The sequence below is a fragment of the Saccharopolyspora sp. ID03-671 genome (assembly GCF_045278815.1).
Lineage (GTDB): Bacteria > Actinomycetota > Actinomycetes > Mycobacteriales > Pseudonocardiaceae > Saccharopolyspora > Saccharopolyspora ipomoeae.
The window spans coordinates 1,185,888-1,202,877 of the sequence record NZ_CP134054.1; the positions used below are offsets into that span (position 1 = coordinate 1,185,888).

Consider the following 16,990-nt stretch of genomic DNA (forward strand, 5'->3'; position numbering starts at 1 on the left):
TTCACGCTGCCCGCAAGGCTTTCCGCGCGGCGTCGAGAACCCGCCCGGTGGTCAGGGCCAGCAGGCCCGGATCCGGTTCGGAGGCGAAGGTGTCGCCGCTGCGTCCGTGCCAGAGCGCGATGTGCCGGTCGTCGGCCGGCGGGCCCCAGTAGCGGGGAGCGACCGGGCCGAACAGCACCACCGACGGCGTGCGGAACGCGCTGGCCAGGTGGGCGATTCCGGTGTCGCCGCAGATCAGCAGGCGGGCGTGGGCGACCAGGGCCGCCAGCTCGCGCAACCCGGTGCGCCCGGCCAGCACCGCCTCCGGCGCGAGACCGGCGAGCTCGACCACGCGCGAGGCGCGTGCTCGCTCCGCGCCGGAACCGGTGAGCACCACGTCGAAACCGGATTCCGCGGCCCAGCGCGCCACTTCGGCGTAGCGCTCCACCGGCCACAACCGGGCGCCGTGACTGGCACCCGGGTGCACGATCACGGCCCCCGGGCGGGGAACCTCCACCGGCGGCGTCGGCAGCAGTAGGTCCTCGGGGTCGGCGTCGATGTCGTGGTGCCGCAGAAGTCGGCACCAGCGCTGCCGCTCGTGCTGCTCGGTCTCCCAGGCCGGACCGGCACCCGGCGGCGCCGCCGGGTGCCGGTGGGACAGGATCCGGTGGGCCCCGGTCGAGCACACCGCGCGCACCGATTCCGGGCCGCTGCCGTGCAGGTTCACCGCGACGTCCGGTTCGCCCCGCTGCCAGCGGAATTCCGCCGGCCCGGGTGTGGGGAGCAACTCGTCCAGCTCGGGAAGCAGGTCCAGAAGCGCGCCCAGCGGTTCCGGTGCAGCAAGCACCACCTGGTGCTGCGGGTGGGCGCGCCGCAGACCGCGCAGCGCCGGTACGGCGGTGAGCAGATCGCCCAGCCCGAGCGCGCGCAGCACGAGAAGCGTTGCGATCACCGGGCTTCCGAGTCCTTCTCAGCGGTCAGCGCGTCGAACTCGGCGCACAGCGCGTGGATCAGCGACAGGTGGATCTCCTGCACCGTGGCCACCCCGGGAGCCTCGACCGCCACCGCGTCGTCGCAGACCGCGGCGAGATCGTTCGGAACGGGTCCGGTCAACGCCCAGGTCAGCAAGCCCAGCTCCCGCGCGGTCTTGGCGGCGGCGAGCACGTTCTGGCTGCGTCCGCTGGTCGACAACACGACCAGGACGTCGCCGGGGCGTCCGTGCGCGCGCACGGCGCGGGCGAAGACCTCCTGCTCGCCGTAGTCGTTGAGCGTCGCGGTGAACGCCGAGGTGTCGGCGTGCAGCGCGATGGCCGAGTACGGTCGCCGGTCGCGCAGGAACCGCCCGGTCAGCTCGCCCGACAGGTGCTGGGCTTCCGCGGCGCTGCCACCGTTTCCGCAGGCCAGCAAGCGCGCTCCGGACGTGAGGCGGTCCGCGAGCGTTCCCGCCCAGCTCCGCAGCTTCGGAGCCGTGGAGCTAATCTGCCACGCGGCTGCGCCCAGGTCTTGGAAGTGCTGTTCGATCACGGTGCTCCCCCTCCCGCCGCGGCGGTCACCGCGGTCCGCCTGGACCGCGCCGAACGCACCTGGTGGTAGATGTCCTCCGCTTCGCTGACGAGCCGGTCCCACCCGTAGCGGGCCCGAACTCGCTGCGCGCCTGCGGTCCCGAGTTCCGCGCGCAGGCTCGGCCGGTCCAGCAGCTCCCGCACGGCCCGAGCCGTCGCCGCCGGGTCGTGCGGTGGCACGTGCAGCCCCGTCCGGCGGTCCGCGACGGTGTCGAGGTGCCCGCCGACCGCGCTGACCACGACCGGCACACCGCACGCCATCGCCTCCAGCGGAACGGTGCCGAACGGCTCGTACCAGGGGACGCTGGCGACCACGTCGACCGACCGGTGGAGATCGGGGGCGTCGTCGTGCGGGACCTGCCCCAGGAACTCGGTTCGGTCGGCGACACCGGCCTGCCGGGCCACCGCCTGCAGCCGGTTGACCTCCGGGTCGTCGGCCCACTCCGCCGCAGGAGGCCCGCCCGCGATGAGCAGCCGGGCTCCGGGGACCTCGCGCATCGCCCGGATCATCACGTCCACGCCCTTGCGCTCGACCAGCCGGCCGATGCTGAGAACCCGGGCGGGCCCGCGCTTCGGCCGGCGCGGCGCGGCCGGGCAGAACCGGTCGAGGTCGATGCCGCAGGGCAGGATCGCGGTGCGCTCCGGGGGCACGCCCATCTCGGCGAGCTCGCCGACCTCGTCGGTGCAGGTGGCGATCACGCGGTCGGCGCCGCGGGCCACCTGGGCCTCCAGCTCGGTCCGCTGCGGCGGGCTGGTGTCCTTGGCGCCCTGCTCGCGCCGCTTGACCCGGCCCAGCGCGTGGAAGGTCTGCAGCACCGGCACGTCCAGACCAGCGGCGCCGCGCTGGGCGGCGAGTCCGCTCATCCAGAAGTGCGCGTGCACCAGGTCCGGTGGTGCGCTCGCCCAGGTCTCGGCGAGCTGCGCGGCGAAGGCGTCCATGTGGGGCAGCAGTTCGTCCTTGGGCATCGGTTCGGGCGGCCCGGCCGCCACGTGCCGGACGGTGAACCCCTCGTCGGTGCGCACCCGCTCGGGTTGCGCCGACGAGTCCCGGCGGGTGTGCACGACGACGTCGTGCCCGCGCCGGGCCAGCCCGGTCGCCAGTTCCGCCACCTGCACGTTCTGGCCTCCCGCGTCGGCTCCGCCGAGGGCCGCCAGCGGGCTGGCGTGCTCGGAAACCATCTCGATCCTCATCGCGGCACCTCCTGCCGGGCGGGGCGCCGCGTCGCCGCGCGCACCCGGCCGTCCCGCAGCACGCGGGAGACAGCGGCCTCGAGGGTCGGCGCGACCTCGGCTTCGACGAGCGCCCTGGTCGTCTCCTCGGTCCTGGTCCGCTCGGTGGGCACCAGGATCGCCCTGGCACCGACGGCGTGCGCCGCCGCGACGTCGGCGCCGGTGTCACCGATGACCACGCAGGCCTTCGGCGGCACCCGCAACCGAGCGGCGGCTCGTTCGATCAGTCCGGATCTCGGTTTGCGGCAGCCGCATCCGGCGCTGTCGTCGTGCGGGCACCACTGCCAGGTGTCGATCGGTCCCAGCCGGCGCTGCACCGCGGCGTTGACGGCGGCGACGTCCTCGTCGCGCAGCAGACCGCGCGCCACGCCGGACTGGTTGCTCACCACGCCGATCGGGATGCCGGCGACCCGCAGTCGATCCAGCGCTTCCCGCGCCCCGCGGACCGGTCGAACCCGGGCCGGATCGCCGTTGTAGGGCACGTCGTGGATGAGCGTGTCGTCCCGGTCGAACAGCACCGCGGCGGGCGTGCGCGGCCTGCTCGCGCGGGCTTCCAGCTCGCCGCGAAACCGGTGCAGGCAGGCGGCGGGCGGAATCAGCGCGCTGGTGACGAGCATCCGCGTCACCTCGGCGGGAGTGCGAGGCCCCGGGATGACGCGCCGCGCGGTGAACTCGGCGGTCAGCCCCAGCCAGACCGCCGCGCCCCATGCGGCGGTGCGGTGCGCGCCCAGCGCCCAGGCGATGAGCGCGGTGCCTCCGGCCGCCGTGGTGGCCAGGTGGCCCCGGATCCGTCCGGGCCCTTCTCCGATCGTCCTGCGCCAGTGCTTTCCGCACTTGCGGCGCATGATGGCGTTGTCGGCGTTGCCGCGCTGGGCGCGGACGCTGGCGAGGAAAACCGCCGGGCGCGCGGGATGGCTGGTCACGCGGGCGCCGTGGACCAGCCGCCACCCCGCGGCCCGCACCCGCAGCGCGAGGTCGGCGTCCTCGCGGAACGCGCGGCGGAACTCCTCGTCGAAACCCCCGCAGGCGGAGAGCGCTTCGCGTCGGTAGGCCATGTCGGCGGTGATCCACAGCGCGTCGGCGAGCGCGGCGGTGTCGCGTTCGGCGTCGGTGGGGCGGCGCTCGCTCGGCAGCGGGACGACGATGTCGCCCTGGCAGGCTCCCACGTCCGGGCCCACGGCCAGATCGCCCTCGATCTGCTCGCGCCATCCGGCCGCGGGCACCACGTCGTCGTCCAGGAACACCACCCACTCGGTTCGCGCTTCCCGCCAGCCGATGTTGCGCGCCGCCGCGGGCCCGCGCCCGCCGGAGCGCACCACGCGGATCGGCAGCTCGCCGCGCGGCAGCGGCAGCGGCGCGTCCACTTCGGGCCGGTCGTCGACCAGCACGACCTCGCGGGGGCCGGGGCCGCGCCCGGTGTCGAGCGCGGCCAGCGTCCCGGACAGGCTGTCGCGGCCCGTGGTCGGGATGACCACGGTGTAGTCGCCGTGCTGCGCGGTCATGCGCGCTCACCCCTGCGGCGGACCACGAAGGGGCCGAGGACCAGCAGGTCGATCGGTGACGCCCCGAAGCACTCCAGGGCGTCGAGCGGGCTGTCGACCATCGGCCGGCCTGCGGTGTTGAAGCTGGTGTTGATCAGCGCGGGGATGCCGGTGCGCGCGGCGAAAGCGTCGAGCAGCCGGGCCAGCAGCGGTTCGCGGTCCCGGTCGACGGTCTGCGGGCGGGCGGTGCCGTCGACGTGCACGGCCGCCGGGATCCGGTCCCGCCACTCGGCTCGCACGTCGTGCACGAACAGCATGTGCGGACTGCGCTCGGGTCCGCGGTCGAACAGCTCGGCGGAGCGCTCGGCCGGCACCATCGGCGCGACCGGCCGGAACTGCTCGCGGCCCTTGATGTCGTTGAGGCGTTCGACGTTGTCCGCGTTGCCGGGATGCGCGAGCAGCGAGCGATGGCCCAACGCGCGCGGGCCGAACTCGCTGCGCCCTTGGAACCAGCCCACCGACTCGTCGCGCGCCAGCGCCTCGGCGGCGACCTCGGCGACCTCGTCCGGTCGTTCGTAGGGGAGGTCGGCCGCGCGCAAGGCGCTCTCGATCTCCTCGTCGCTCCACCCGCGGCCCAGGTCGGCGCCGGGCATCGGCGCGATCGGCTCGTCGTGCCGCGCCGCGAGCTCCAGGGCCGCGCCCAGCGCGGTGCCGGAATCGCCCGCCGCCGGCTGCACCCACACCTCGTCGAACGGGCCTTCGCGAGCGATCCGGGTGTTGGCCACGCAGTTCAACGCCACCCCGCCGGCCATCGCCAGCCGGGGTTCGCCGGTGTGCTCGTGCAGCCACCGCGCGAGTTCGAGCAGCACTTCCTCGAGCCGGGCCTGCACGCTCGAGGCGAGCTGAGCGTGCTTGTCCCCCAGCGGTTCCCGGCTCGATCGGCGCGGCGCCCAGCGCCGCCAGTCGATCCGGTCGATCTCGTAGTGGCCATCGCCGGTGCTGCGGATCAGCTCGCGGAAGTCCGCCAGGAAAGCGGGTTCGGCGTAGGAGGCCAGGGCCATGACCTTGTACTCGTCGCTGGAGCGGCGGAAGCCGAGGTGCTCGGTCAGCTCCTCGTACATCAGACCGAGCGAGTGCGGCAGCCGCTGCTCCGCCAGCGTGGTCAGCCCTCCTCCGGAGTAACGCCCGGCCAGGCCCGATGTGCTCTCACCGCGGCCATCCGCGGTGAGCACCGCGCAGTCGTCGAACGGCGCGGCCAGCGCCGCGGAAGCGGCGTGCGCGACGTGGTGCGGCACGCACACCACCGAGTCGGGATCCAGCCCGGGCAGCGCGGTGGCCAGGAAGTGCGGTGCCCGCTCGGCGAAGGCCGTGCGCAGCCACTCCCATCCCGGGTCGATCCCGCCCAGCATCTCGTCCACCAGCGCCGGGTCGTAGGAGCAGGCGACGACGTCCAGTTCGGACGCCTCGATCCCGCCCTGGCGCAGGCACCACGCCGCGGCCTGCTCGGGCTGTTCCCACGCCGCGAACGGGACCGGCGCCTTGCCGTGCTTCCGGCGGGAGAAGCGCTCCTCCTCCGCGGCGGCCACGGTGCGGCCGTCGACCACGAGCGCGGCAGCCGGGTCGTGGAACACGGCGTTGATCCCGAGGATTCGCACGGTCGTCCTCCCGTCGTGGGCGCGGGGTTTCCTGCCCGTACCGCTACCCCGTGCAGCGGCTCGTAAACACCGGGTCGAGGAGTTCGCTGTGCCGCACAAGGAAAATCCTCAGCCGACCGCTGCGGTGGCGGGACGCGCGGCGAACCAGTCGATCGTGCGGCGCAGCCCCTCCGCGACGTCGACCTGCGGCCGCCAACCGAGCCGCTGCGCGGCCACGGTGATGTCCGGGCAGCGGCGAGTCGGTTCGTCGGCGACGGCGGCGAGGTGGGTGATCGGCGACGACGATCCGGTCAGCGATCGCACGAGCTCGGCGATCTCCAGCACGGTCATCTCGTCGGGCCTGCCGATGTTGACCGGCTCGGTTCGCTCACCAGCGACCGCAGCGAGCAGGCCGCGCACGGTGTCGTCCACATAGCACAGTGAACGCGTCTGTCCTCCATCGCCGTTGACCGTCATGGGTTCACCGGCCAGCGCTTGGGTGATGAAGGTGGAGATCAAGCGCCCGTCGGTGGGGCGCATACCCGGACCGTAGCTGTTGAACACCCGCACGATGCGCGTGTCAACGCCCCGGTGCGCGCGGTAGCAGGAGGTCAGCGCCTCGGCGTAGCGCTTGGCCTCGTCGTAGACGGCGCGCGGCCCGACCGGGTTGACGTTGCCCCAGTAGTCCTCGCGCTGCGGGTGCTGCAGCGGATCGCCGTAGACCTCGCTGGTGGAGGCCAGCAGGAAGCGCGCCCCGGCGCGCTCCGCGAGATCGAGCGCGTGCGCGGTGCCGTGGCTGCCGGCCCGCATGGTCTCGACCGGCATCCGCAGGTAGTCCACCGGCGAGGCGGGCGAAGCCAGGTGCACCACGAGATCGACGTTCCCGGCGTGGAAGGGTTCGCGGGCGATGTCGTGCTCGACCAGCTCGAACCGCGGATCCGACCGCAGCTCCCGGACGTTGTCGGTCGCGCTGGTGCTGAAGTTGTCCAGGCAGTGCACCTCGGTGCCGCGGCGCAGCAGCTCTGCGCACATCGGCGCGCCGAGGAACCCGGCACCGCCGGTCACCACGGCGCGGTCGAACACCCACGCCACCACGACCCCTCCCCTGCTCTCGCCGGACGCCCCGCAGGCTTCCCCCACCGGCGCGGTCGGCAAACGTTGCGGACCCCGGGGAGTAGAGATCGCCGCCCGCGGGTAACCGGGGAGGACGGTACGCCGGAGGAAAGGACGAACCTCATGATCACGCTGGGAATCGTGCTCCTCGTCGTCGGCTATCTCACCGGCGTCCAGATCATCTGGGTCCTCGGCATCGTCGCCGTGGTGCTCGGGGCCGTGTTCGCCATCGCCGGTTCCACCGGCCACGCCATCGGCGGACGCGCCCACTGGTTCTGACAGCCGTCTGCAGGGCGACCGCGGAAAACCGTCCGCGGCCGCCCTTTTCCGCTCTCCCGAACTTTTCACCCGAATGGACAGTTGTTCATTTCTGTTCAGTCGCGTGTCGTCTGGTGACCTGTGCTGCGGAGAGCGGAGATCCGATGACGTTGCGCCGAGCCTCACGGGTGGCCGCCGGTGCCGCCGTGACCACATTCCTTCCGTTCTGCCCGCGGCCTGCGGAGCCCCGCAGGACGACCTCGCCGCAACGCCGCCGATGGGCTGGAACTCGTGGAACACCTTCGGATGCGACATCAACGAGCAGTTGACCCGGGAGACCGCGGATTCCCTTGTTTCGTCGGGAATGCGCGACGCGGGCTACCGCTACGTCAACATCGACGACTGCTGGGCCGAGCCCGAACGCGATGCGGCGGGCGAGCTGCAGGCCCACCACGAGCGCTTCCCCAGCGGCATCAAGGCGATCGCCGACTACGTGCACGAACGCGGCCTCGAACTCGGCATCTACACCAGCGCGGGCACGCGGACCTGCGCGGACAGCATCCCCGGCGCGCTCGGCCACGAGGAGACCGACGCGCGGACCTTCGCCGAGTGGGGCGTGGACTCCCTCAAGTACGACAACTGCCACAACCAGGGCACATCCCGGCCACCGAGCGCTACGCTGCGCGCCACGGGGCGGCCGATCGTGTACTCGGTGTGCGAGTCGGGCGAGAGCGCGCCGTGGGAGTGGGCACCGGAGATCGGTACACCTATGGCGCACCACCGACGACATCCGACCGGTGCGGGAAACCGGCAGCACCAAGTCTTCCCGATGGGCGTCATCGACATCATCGACTTCAACCGGGAGCTCGCCGACCACGCCGGACCGGGTGCGTGGAACGACCCGGACATGCTGGAGGTCGGGGTCCACGACGTCGACGAGTTCGCGGGCCTCACCGACACCGAGGCGGTGACCCACTTCAGCATGTGGTCGATCATGGCGTCACCGCTGATCGCGGGCAACGACGTCCGCGCCATGCCGCCCCACATCCGTGACATCCTCACCAACCGCGAGGTCATCGCGGTCGATCAGGACGAGCTCGGCGAGCAGGGCACTCCGGTCCGCGACGACGGCGACGAGGAGGTCTGGGTGAAGCCCCTGGCCAACGGCGACAAGGCGGTCGCCCTGTTCAACCGGGGTCCCCGAACCGCCATGATCACGACCTCCACCGACGGGATCGGTTCCGACGCTTCCACCCACACCGTCCGCGACCTCTGGCATCGCACCGAGACCACCACCACCGGTGAGATCGCGGCACCGGTCCCCTCGCACGGCGCGTTCCTCCTCCGCATCAGCCCCAGAAGCTGACCCGGGTCCGGGCGGTCAGCCCGTGCCGCGCCAGTGGAGGGTTTCGAGGGCCGCGGCCACCGCGAGGGCGTTCTCGGCGAGGGGGCGCGGGAGGAGCTCGTCTGCGCGGGCGAGGCGGCGGACCACGGTGTTGCGGTGGGTGTAGAGGCGTTCGGCCGTGCGGGTGGTGCTGCCCAGCTCGCGGACGTACGTCAGGACCGCCGTCCGGGTGTCGGCGTCGGCGTGCCGGAGGTCTCCGAGGGTGTCGGCGAGGAACTCCTCGGCCTGGGTCGGTTCGCTGGTCAGCAGCGAGACCAGCTGCACGTCCTGGTAGCGGGCGACCTGCTGCGGCGAGGTGAGGCGGGCGACCATGCGCTGCGTGGTCGCGGCGTCGAGGTGGCTGCGGCGGAAGCCCTCCACGTCGTCGCCGGGCCTGCCGACGGCGACCCGCACGTCGGGGTGCTCCGCCAGCCGCGCGGCGAGCTCCTCGACGGGCGGCGCGGTGGCCACGGGCAGCCAGACCCACGTGGCGGCGGCGCTGGCGATGACGGTGAGCCGGTGATCGGCCCCGGCCGCGCGCATGACCTCCTCCGCGGCGGCTTCGACCTGCTCGGAGCCTGCAGCGCCGCTCCAGACGATGGCCGCGGTGTGCGGCCCGGAGAGCCGGTAGCCGAGCCGGTTCTCGGCGCGATCCCGGCCGATCGGCGCCCCCTCCAGCAGCAGCGTCACGGCGGCGCGGCGCTCGGCGTGCGCGCCGCGGGTGAGCTCGTCGCGCTCGTGCTGCATCCGCTCGCTGACCGCGGCGACCGTGTCGTCGATGAACGTCGCGATGGACAAGGCCGACACGTCGAGGAGTTCGCGCAGCTCGCCGGGGTCGTCGGTGAGGCCGAACACGATCTCGATCCAGCGCCGCCAGGCGACGTTCTGCGCGGTCCGGTAGGCGTCCAGCGCGGTCTCGTCCAGGCCTCGCCGCACCAGATCGCGAGAGGCTTCGAGCAGTTCGGAGCCGGTGTTGGCGGGCACCCGGCGCCCGGGGTCCTGGACGTTGGCGGCCGCCCAGTGCAGCAAGTTGGCCAGGTTGGCCCGGCGGGTGGCAGCGGCCAGCGCCGGATCCTCGGCGACCAGCCGGACCCTGGCCCCGCCCAGCGCGGCGGCGTGCAGCTCCTCGATCCACTCGGCCTGCGGGCGGAGCGCGATCTCGGCTCCCCGCCGGAACAGCTCCCGCACGCGCGGCGACAACCTCGGCCACTCGGACGCAGCGTTGTGCACCATCACCGCATGATCCTGGTGCACGTCGCTGTGGCGCAACCCTGCCCGTCGCGGGCATGCTCACAGCAGTACCAGCAGTCCGTCCGCGCGGGGGAGCAACCAGCAGTGACCACCACCGACACCCCGGTCGAGCACCTCGACGTGCTCGTCGTGGGAGCAGGCATCTCCGGCATCGGCGCAGGCCGCTACCTCAAGACCTCGCACCCGGCGAAGACGTTCGCGATCCTGGAGGCGCGCGGCGCCTCGGGCGGCACGTGGGACCTGTTCCGCTACCCCGGCATCCGCTCGGACTCGGATCTGCACACCTTCGGCTACGAGTTCAAGCCGTGGCGCGACGAGGAGTCGATCGCCTCGGCGCCGCGCATCCTGAACTACCTGCGCGAGACGATCACCGAGAACGACCTGACCTCCCACATCCGCTTCCACCACCAGGTGGTCGGTGCGGAGTGGTCGACGGACCAGGCGCGCTGGGTCGTCGACGTCGAGAACCCCGAGACCGGTCAGCGGCACCGGCTCAGCGCGAACTGGATCTTCAGCGCGGGCGGCTACTACCGCTACGACGAGGGCTACACGCCGCACTTCGAGGGCCGCGAGCGCTTCACGGGTCCGATCATCCACCCGCAGCACTGGCCGGAGGACCTGGACTACGCGGGCAAGAAGGTGCTGGTGATCGGCAGCGGCGCGACGGCGGTGACGCTGGTGCCCGCGATGGCCGACACCGCGGCGCACGTGACGATGCTGCAGCGCACGCCGACCTACATCATGCCGGTGCCGAAGAAGGACGCCGTGGCCAACATCGCGGGCCGGTTGTTGGGCCCGGAGCGCGGGTACGCGATCGCGCGGCGCAAGAACATCGTGCAGCAGCGGTTGATCTGGAGCTTCTGCCAGCGCTTCCCGAAGGCGGCGCGCAAGCTGATCCGCTTCATCAACGCCAAGGCGCTGCCCGAGGGCTATCCGGTGGACACGCACTTCAACCCGCCCTACGACCCGTGGGACCAGCGCTTGTGCGCGGTGCCCGACGGCGACCTGTTCCGGTCGATCCGGCGGGGCGATGCCTCGGTGGTGACCGACCGGATCGAGACCTTCACCGAGCGGGGCGTGAAGCTGACCTCCGGCGCGGAGATCGAGGCCGACATCATCGTCACCGCGACGGGCCTGAACGTGCAGCCCTTCGGCGCGATCCCGCTGGCCGTCGACGGCGAGCCGGTGAGCCTGCCGGACACCGTCGCCTACAAGGGCATGATGCTCTCCGGCGTGCCGAACTTCGCCTTCGCGATCGGCTACACCAACTCCTCGTGGACGCTGAAGATCGGCCTGCTGTGCGAGCACTTCTGCCGGCTGCTGACCCACATGGACCACTACGGGCTGGACATCTGCCGTCCCGAGCCCAGCGACCCGGCGATGCCCAAGCGGCCCTTCCTGGACTTCGGGGCCGGCTACATCCAGCGCGCTGTGGACCAGCTGCCCAAGCAGGGCGATCGGATGCCGTGGCTGACGTCGCTGAGCTACCACTCGGACGTCAAGCTGCTGCGCTCGGACAGCGTCACCGATCCGGAGCTGCGCTTCGCCCGCGCCAAGACCGAGGCGGTGGCGCGGTGAGCGAGGACCTCTTCGTCGACCTGCCCGCCGGGCCGCGGATCTGCTACCGCGTGGACGGCCCGGCCGACGGCACGCCGCTGGTGCTGATCGCGGGCCTGGGGTTGGACCTCACCTCGTGGCCGCAGCGGTTCGTCGACGGTTTCACCGAGCGCGGTTTCCGGGTGGTGCGGCTGGACAACCGGGACGCGGGCCGCTCGTCGCGCATCGACGCTCCCCCACCGGGGCGGTTGCGGCAGCTGCTGGCCCGGCCCAGGCCGGATTCCTACGACCTGGGCGACATGGCCGCCGACGCGGTCGGCCTGCTCGACCACCTGGGCCTGGAGCGGGTGGAGCTGCTGGGGATGTCGATGGGCGGCATGATCGCGCAGACGATCGCCGCCCGGCACCCCGACCGGGTCGGCTCGCTGACCTCGATCTTCTCCACCACGGGTGCGCGCGGGATCGGGCAGCCCGCGCGGTCGACGCTGGTGCGCATGGCCAAGGGCCCGACGCACACCGTCGAGGAGTCGGTGGAGCGGCACCTGTGGATGCTGCGGCACATCGGCTCGGCCTCGTTCCCGCCGGACGACGACCTGGAGCGCGCCTGGGCGGCCGGGCTGTGGGAGCGCGGCGGCGGCGCTCGCGCCAAGGAGGGCCGTCCGCGGCAGATCGGCGCGATCCACGCCAGCGGTGACCGCACCGCGGAGCTGCGGCGGATCACCGCGCCGACGCTGGTGATCCACGGCGACACCGACCGGATGGTGCACGTCAGCGGCGGCCGCGCGACGGCGGCGGCGATCCCGGGTGCCCGCTACGTCGAGATCGACGGCATGGGGCACCACATCGCGCCCGGTCTCATCGACCGGCTGGTGGCGATGACCACCGACCACATCGGCACTGCGGCGAAGGAGACGGCCGGATGAGCGAGGTGCGCGGCAAGGTCGCCGTGGTCACGGGCGCGGGTTCGGGCATCGGGCGCGAGGTCGCGTTCGAACTGGCCCGCCGGGGCGCCCGGCTGGCGGTGTCGGACGTGGACGAGAACGGCCTGGCCGACACCGTTCAGCGGTTGGCGGCGCTGGGCGTCGAGGCCCACTCGGCTCGCCTGGACGTGAGCGACCGGCAGGCGGTGGAGGCCTACGCGACCTCGGTGGCGGCGCACTTCGGCGCGGTGCACCAGGTCTACAACAACGCGGGCATCGCGGCGGGCGGCGCGGTCGCCGACAACGACTGGGAGACCTACGACGAGGTGCTGGGGGTCAACCTGTTCGGCGTGATCCACGGCAGCAAGGCGTTCCTGCCGCACCTGATCGACTCCGGCGACGGTCACCTGGTCAACGTCTCCAGCCTCAACGGAATCATGGGCCAGCCGCGCAGCACCGCCTACTGCGCCAGCAAGTTCGGGGTGCGCGGGTTCACCGAGAGCCTGCGCGCCGAGATGCTCATGGCCGGGCACCCGGTGAAGGTGACGGTGGTGCATCCCGGCGGGGTGCGCACCAACATCGCTTCGGCCGGGCTGGAGGAGGCGCGGCGGCGCGGCGAGGTGACGCCCGAGGACGAGGCCCGGGTGCGCACCTACAACGAGAAGCTGCTGAAGATGCCGCCGCAGCAGGCCGCCCGCATCGTCGTCGACGGCGTCGAGGCGGGCAAGGAGCGGGTGCTGGTGGGCAACGACGCGAAGCTGGTGGACCTGCTGGTCAGACTGCTGCCGCGGTTCTACCCGGCGCTGGCGGCGAAGTTCGAGCGCCGGCGCTTCTCGCAGGGGTGAGCTCCCGGCGGAGCTGCTCGCCGGTGAGTTCCGCCCACCCGAGCCGGTGCAGGGTCCTCCCGCTGCGGCGGAAGGACTTCCCGGCGAGCGTGGACATCACGGTGATGATCGAGCCGACCATCGGCGTGGGCACGCCCGCGCGCTCGGCCAGGGCTTCCAGCGGGACCAGCGTGGAGGCGATGTCCTCGTGCAGGAAGCGGTGGTCCAGCGAGCCCGGCGCGAGGATGCTCCGGTAGGGCTCGGCGCTGCGCATGGCCTCCAGCAGGCCCGTCGTGGTGCAGCCGTAGTAGCGGTCGAGGACCTCGGGCATCGGGGTCAGCCGCGCGCCGTACGCCCCTGCGACGGCGCGGAACTCCTGCTCGACCTGGTCCACCAGCGCGACCGTCCGGTCCGAGACGCCGTCGAGGTAGAACAGCAGCTCCTCGCCCCGGTCGATGGTGCCGAGGTTGGCCAGCGCGATCGGGGCGTGCGCGACCGCCCCGAAGTCGGTGAGTCCTCTGTGGACGAGGTTGTCGGCGATCTCCAGCTGCGGGAACCACTCCCGGATCATCGGCGCACGCCGGTCGACGGCACCGGGGGTGGCTCCGGAGATCAGGTTCCAGCGCTTCGCGCCGAGCACGCGCACGCCGTCGTCGCCGTCGGGGCGGGCGGCGAACAGCGCGTCGGTCTCCACCACGTCGACCCGAGGAGCCCCGAGGCGGCGCAGCGCGGCGGCGAATTCCGCTGAGCCGCACAACTTCCCGGAGAACAGCACGACCACGTGATCCTCGGCGAGGTGCGGCGCCAGCGACTCGGCGATCTCGCGGTAGGCGGTGGTGATCGCGGCGACGACCAGCACCGAGCAGCGCTCCGCGAGCTCGGCCGGGTCGGAGGTGACCTGAGCGATCGGGAAGACGCCCCACATCTCCCCGGACGCCCGAATCGCCCCGGATTCCCGAATTCCTCCCACCCGCGCGGGTTCTCGGGTGCACAACCGCACCCGATGCCCGCGTTCCGACAGGGCGGCGGCCACGGCCAGCCCTTCACCGCCCGCCCCGATCACGCCGATCTCGTCCACCGCAGCAACTCCCCTCGCGATCGAACCCACGTCCAGGTGGTCGGATGCACCGCGCGCGCAGTTCCCGGAAATCCGCATGACCCGATGCACATCACCGCGCGGGGTCCCGCGTGACGGGTCAGAGCCGCCTCGGCCGAACCGGATTCGACGACCTCTGGGCCGCACCTGCCCAGGTCAGGCGCGGGGCGTCCAGCCGAGGCGAGGGCCGAGCCGGGTGGCGAGGTCGGTGAGGATCTGGACGTAGTCGTCGTGGTCGAAGGTGAAGGGCAGCGCGAAGGCCACCTCGTCGATCTCGCGGAACCCGGCGTGGGCGTGGAGCTGTTCGGCGATCTGCTCGGAAGTGCCCAGCAGATCGCGAGCGAAGAGCAGGCGGCCGGGCCCCTGCGGGGCGGTGGTGCGCGGGGTCCGGCGCTCGACGTAGTCGGCGTACTTCGCGCGCTGGGCCGGGGTGGCCGAGTCGGTCGGGATCACCACCAGGCCCTGCGACACCCGCGCCCGCTCGCCGTCGGAGTGGTGGGCGCGGAAGGTGCGGATGAGGTTGCGCTGGATCTCGGCGAAGTCCTCGGAATCCTCGGCCTTGACGACGCTGCTGGTCAGCAGGTTCATTCCGTGCTCACCGGCCCAGCGTGCCGAGCCGAGGCTGCCGCCGCCGTACCAGAGCCGCGAGCCGAGCCCGGGTGAGTGCGGTTGCACGCGGTCGGAGTACTCCTCGAAGCCCTCCGTCCCGCTCCACCCGGTGACCGGTTCGCCGCGCACGTGCGCGAGCAACCGCGCGACCCGCTGGTAGCTGAAGTCCTCCAGCTCGGCGCTGTCCGGGTACAGCGCTCCCTTGACCTGGTCGTAGTCGCGGGGCGGCCCGACGCTGAGCCCGGGGTTGAGCCGGCCGCCGGAGAGCACGTCGACGGTGGCCAGGTCCTCGGCCAGCCGCAGCGGGTTCTCCCAGCCCAGCGGTGTGACCGCGGTGCCGAGCTGGATGCGCCGGGTGCGCTGCGAAGCGGCGGCCAGCAGCGCCACCGGCGACGAGATCCCGAACTGCAGGTGCCGGTGCCGCACCCAGGCGCTGTCGAACCCGAGCCGCTCCCCCAGCTCGATGATCCGCAACGTGCTCTCGTGCCCCGCCCCGGGATCGGCCTCGTCGAACAACCCGATGGTGAGGAATCCCAGATGACGCAACGCTCCACCTTCAACAGGCACGTGCCCTCCCCCTCAACGAGCGACCCGATCCCAACAAGCTTCCCCTCCCTCAGCGCACCCCGCTCCACCACACCTCACCCAACCCCGACTCCCGCGACCTCCTCACCCGGACGGCCTCCTGAGGTGGGGTGGTCGCCAGGGGACAGTTTTAGTGAGAACTGTCCGGGCAAAACGGACATTGATCATGGGTGATTCGAGGAAAAACCGTCCCCTGGTGAGCTCCCACCGAACGGGAGGAGCGCAAGAGGGGTGTGGAAGGGGTGGAGGTTCTCATGTGAACCTCCACCCGCTCCAACGGTCCGGTCACGTGTACCAGGTGGGTTCGGGAACCTCGCCGAGCAACGCGTACCGGCCGACTTCGGCCCGCTTGTAGGCCACCGGGTCGTGCAGGCTGTGGGTGCGCAGGTTGCGCCAGTAGATGTCCAGGCCCACCGAGTTCGACGACGCTCGCGCGCCGGTCAGCTCGAACACGCGGGTGGCGATCTCCAACCCGACGTCGATGACCCGCTGCTTGGCGGCGGCGATGCGCACGGCGACGTCACCGCGCTGCTGCTCGGTGAGCGCCTCCCGCTCGGCGTGCAGGACCGCCGAGATCTCCTCGCCCGCCTTGTCCACCAGCGCCTCGACCGCCCACAGCTTGGCCTGCAGGTCGCCGTAGCCGTCCAGCAGGTAGAACTCCTCGCCCGCGGAGTCCTTGTTGTCCCCGCCGTAGGGCCAGGCCCGGGTGTGCTGGGAGGTGTAGGACAGCCCGGCGTCCAGCGCGGCCTGGGCGATCCCGAGGTAGAAGTTGGTGAACACCAGCTGGATGGTGGGCACGTTGAGGGTGTTGTAGGTCAGCGGCTGGAACTCCTTGTCCACGAAGCCGGCCGCCGAGGCCCACGGCACGCGCACGCCGTTGATCTCCACGCTGCCGGACTCGGTGAGCCGCTGGCCGAGGTTGTCCCAGTCGGAGCCGTAGACGATCCCCTCCTGCCGGGAGGGCACGATCGCGAAGACGTGCGTGTCGGTGCCCTCCAGCACGCCTTCCAGCACGGTCAGGTCGGAGACCTTGCTGCCGGTGGAGAACGACTTGCGGCCGCGGTAGACCAGCGTGTCGCCCTCGTCGGTGATGACGAGGTCGTCGTCGCGCGGGTTGACGGCGCCGCCGAAGAAGAACTCGTTGCTGGTGTAGAGCTGCTCGACCTCGGCGATCTGCTCCGGCGTGGCGACCAGCCGCGCCGCCCAGGCCCACAGGTAGTGGTAGCCGAGCAGCTGTCCGATCGAGCCGTCCCCTCTGGCGACCTCGCGGATCACGCGGTAGGCGGTCCGCCAGCTCTCGCCCGCGCCGCCGTGCTCGCGGGGCCCGAGCAGGGTGACCAGGCCGGATTCCTTGAGCAGCCGGACCTCCTCGTGCGGGGTCTCGTTGGCGCGGTCGCGGGCCAGCGCGGTCTCGGCGAGCACTCCGGCGACGTCGCGGGCGCGGTCGATCCAGCCCTGGGTGGTGTCGGGGCGCGCGGTGAAGCGACGCGTTTCGATGGCGGTCATG

The 16,990-nt window shown here is 72.3% G+C and carries 15 protein-coding genes; 5 read left to right on the forward strand and 10 right to left on the reverse strand.

All coding sequences use genetic code 11. From position 1 onward, the window contains the following. Position 1 precedes the first annotated feature (1 nt). The 6 genes from REH65_RS05605 to REH65_RS05630 form a co-directional block, all read right to left on the reverse strand. Positions 2 to 931, reverse strand: a complete 930-nt coding sequence (locus tag REH65_RS05605; RefSeq protein ID WP_406691562.1) for a glycosyltransferase family 9 protein — start codon at positions 929 to 931, stop codon at positions 2 to 4. Then, complete coding sequence (locus tag REH65_RS05610) at positions 928 to 1,503, reverse strand: SIS domain-containing protein (protein ID WP_406691563.1); 576 nt, start codon at positions 1,501 to 1,503, stop codon at positions 928 to 930. Before REH65_RS05610 ends, REH65_RS05605 begins: the two co-directional genes overlap by 4 nt. Then, entirely contained in the window at positions 1,500 to 2,732 is a 1,233-nt protein-coding gene (locus REH65_RS05615) for a glycosyltransferase (RefSeq protein WP_406691564.1), read from the reverse strand. Before REH65_RS05615 ends, REH65_RS05610 begins: the two co-directional genes overlap by 4 nt. Beyond that, positions 2,729 to 4,273, reverse strand: coding sequence for an HAD-IIIA family hydrolase (locus tag REH65_RS05620; protein WP_406691565.1), 1,545 nt, complete (start codon positions 4,271 to 4,273; stop codon positions 2,729 to 2,731). Before REH65_RS05620 ends, REH65_RS05615 begins: the two co-directional genes overlap by 4 nt. Further along, the gene (locus tag REH65_RS05625) at positions 4,270 to 5,907 is read right to left on the reverse strand and encodes a carbamoyltransferase (protein WP_406691566.1); all 1,638 of its coding nucleotides are present in this window, start codon (positions 5,905 to 5,907) and stop codon (positions 4,270 to 4,272) included. The genes REH65_RS05620 and REH65_RS05625 overlap by 4 nt, the downstream gene beginning before the upstream one ends. Before the next feature lie 108 nt (positions 5,908 to 6,015). Continuing rightward, positions 6,016 to 6,978, reverse strand: coding sequence for an NAD-dependent epimerase/dehydratase family protein (locus REH65_RS05630; RefSeq protein WP_406693092.1), 963 nt, complete (start codon positions 6,976 to 6,978; stop codon positions 6,016 to 6,018). Positions 6,979 to 7,122: 144 nt separating this feature from the next. Between REH65_RS05630 and REH65_RS05635 the strand changes: the two genes are divergently transcribed. Both REH65_RS05635 and REH65_RS05640 read left to right on the forward strand, forming a co-directional pair. After that, positions 7,123 to 7,278, forward strand: coding sequence for a hypothetical protein (locus REH65_RS05635; protein ID WP_406691567.1), 156 nt, complete (start codon positions 7,123 to 7,125; stop codon positions 7,276 to 7,278). A gap of 256 nt (positions 7,279 to 7,534) precedes the next feature. Beyond that, a complete protein-coding gene (locus tag REH65_RS05640; RefSeq protein WP_406691568.1) occupies positions 7,535 to 8,623 on the forward strand; it encodes a glycoside hydrolase family 27 protein in 1,089 nt (362 codons plus the stop codon). A gap of 15 nt (positions 8,624 to 8,638) precedes the next feature. Here the strand turns inward: REH65_RS05640 and REH65_RS05645 are convergent, their stop codons facing one another. Next, a complete protein-coding gene (locus REH65_RS05645) occupies positions 8,639 to 9,874 on the reverse strand; it encodes a PucR family transcriptional regulator (RefSeq protein ID WP_406691569.1) in 1,236 nt (411 codons plus the stop codon). Positions 9,875 to 9,976: 102 nt separating this feature from the next. On the opposite strand from REH65_RS05645, the gene REH65_RS05650 reads away from it, so the two are divergent. The 3 genes from REH65_RS05650 to REH65_RS05660 are packed head-to-tail and all read left to right on the forward strand — an operon-like array spanning position 9,977 to position 13,214. Next, entirely contained in the window at positions 9,977 to 11,470 is a 1,494-nt protein-coding gene (locus REH65_RS05650) for a flavin-containing monooxygenase (RefSeq protein WP_406691570.1), read from the forward strand. Continuing rightward, positions 11,467 to 12,372 carry an alpha/beta fold hydrolase gene (locus REH65_RS05655; RefSeq protein WP_406691571.1) on the forward strand — a complete coding sequence of 302 codons (906 nt, stop codon included), beginning with the start codon at positions 11,467 to 11,469 and terminating at the stop codon, positions 12,370 to 12,372. Before REH65_RS05650 ends, REH65_RS05655 begins: the two co-directional genes overlap by 4 nt. Further along, positions 12,369 to 13,214 (forward strand): SDR family NAD(P)-dependent oxidoreductase, encoded by an 846-nt coding sequence (locus REH65_RS05660; protein ID WP_406691572.1) that lies wholly within the window; start codon positions 12,369 to 12,371, stop codon positions 13,212 to 13,214. The genes REH65_RS05655 and REH65_RS05660 overlap by 4 nt, the downstream gene beginning before the upstream one ends. Here REH65_RS05660 and REH65_RS05665 read toward each other — a convergent pair. From REH65_RS05665 to REH65_RS05675, 3 genes are all read right to left on the reverse strand, one after another. Beyond that, a complete protein-coding gene (locus REH65_RS05665) occupies positions 13,144 to 14,271 on the reverse strand; it encodes an NAD/NADP octopine/nopaline dehydrogenase family protein (protein WP_406691573.1) in 1,128 nt (375 codons plus the stop codon). The two genes, REH65_RS05660 and REH65_RS05665, sit on opposite strands and share 71 nt — an antisense overlap. A 174-nt stretch (positions 14,272 to 14,445) precedes the next feature. Further along, complete coding sequence (locus REH65_RS05670) at positions 14,446 to 15,465, reverse strand: LLM class flavin-dependent oxidoreductase (RefSeq protein ID WP_406691574.1); 1,020 nt, start codon at positions 15,463 to 15,465, stop codon at positions 14,446 to 14,448. A gap of 303 nt (positions 15,466 to 15,768) precedes the next feature. After that, a complete protein-coding gene (locus tag REH65_RS05675; protein WP_406691575.1) occupies positions 15,769 to 16,989 on the reverse strand; it encodes an acyl-CoA dehydrogenase family protein in 1,221 nt (406 codons plus the stop codon). Between the last annotated feature and the right edge of the window lies 1 nt (position 16,990).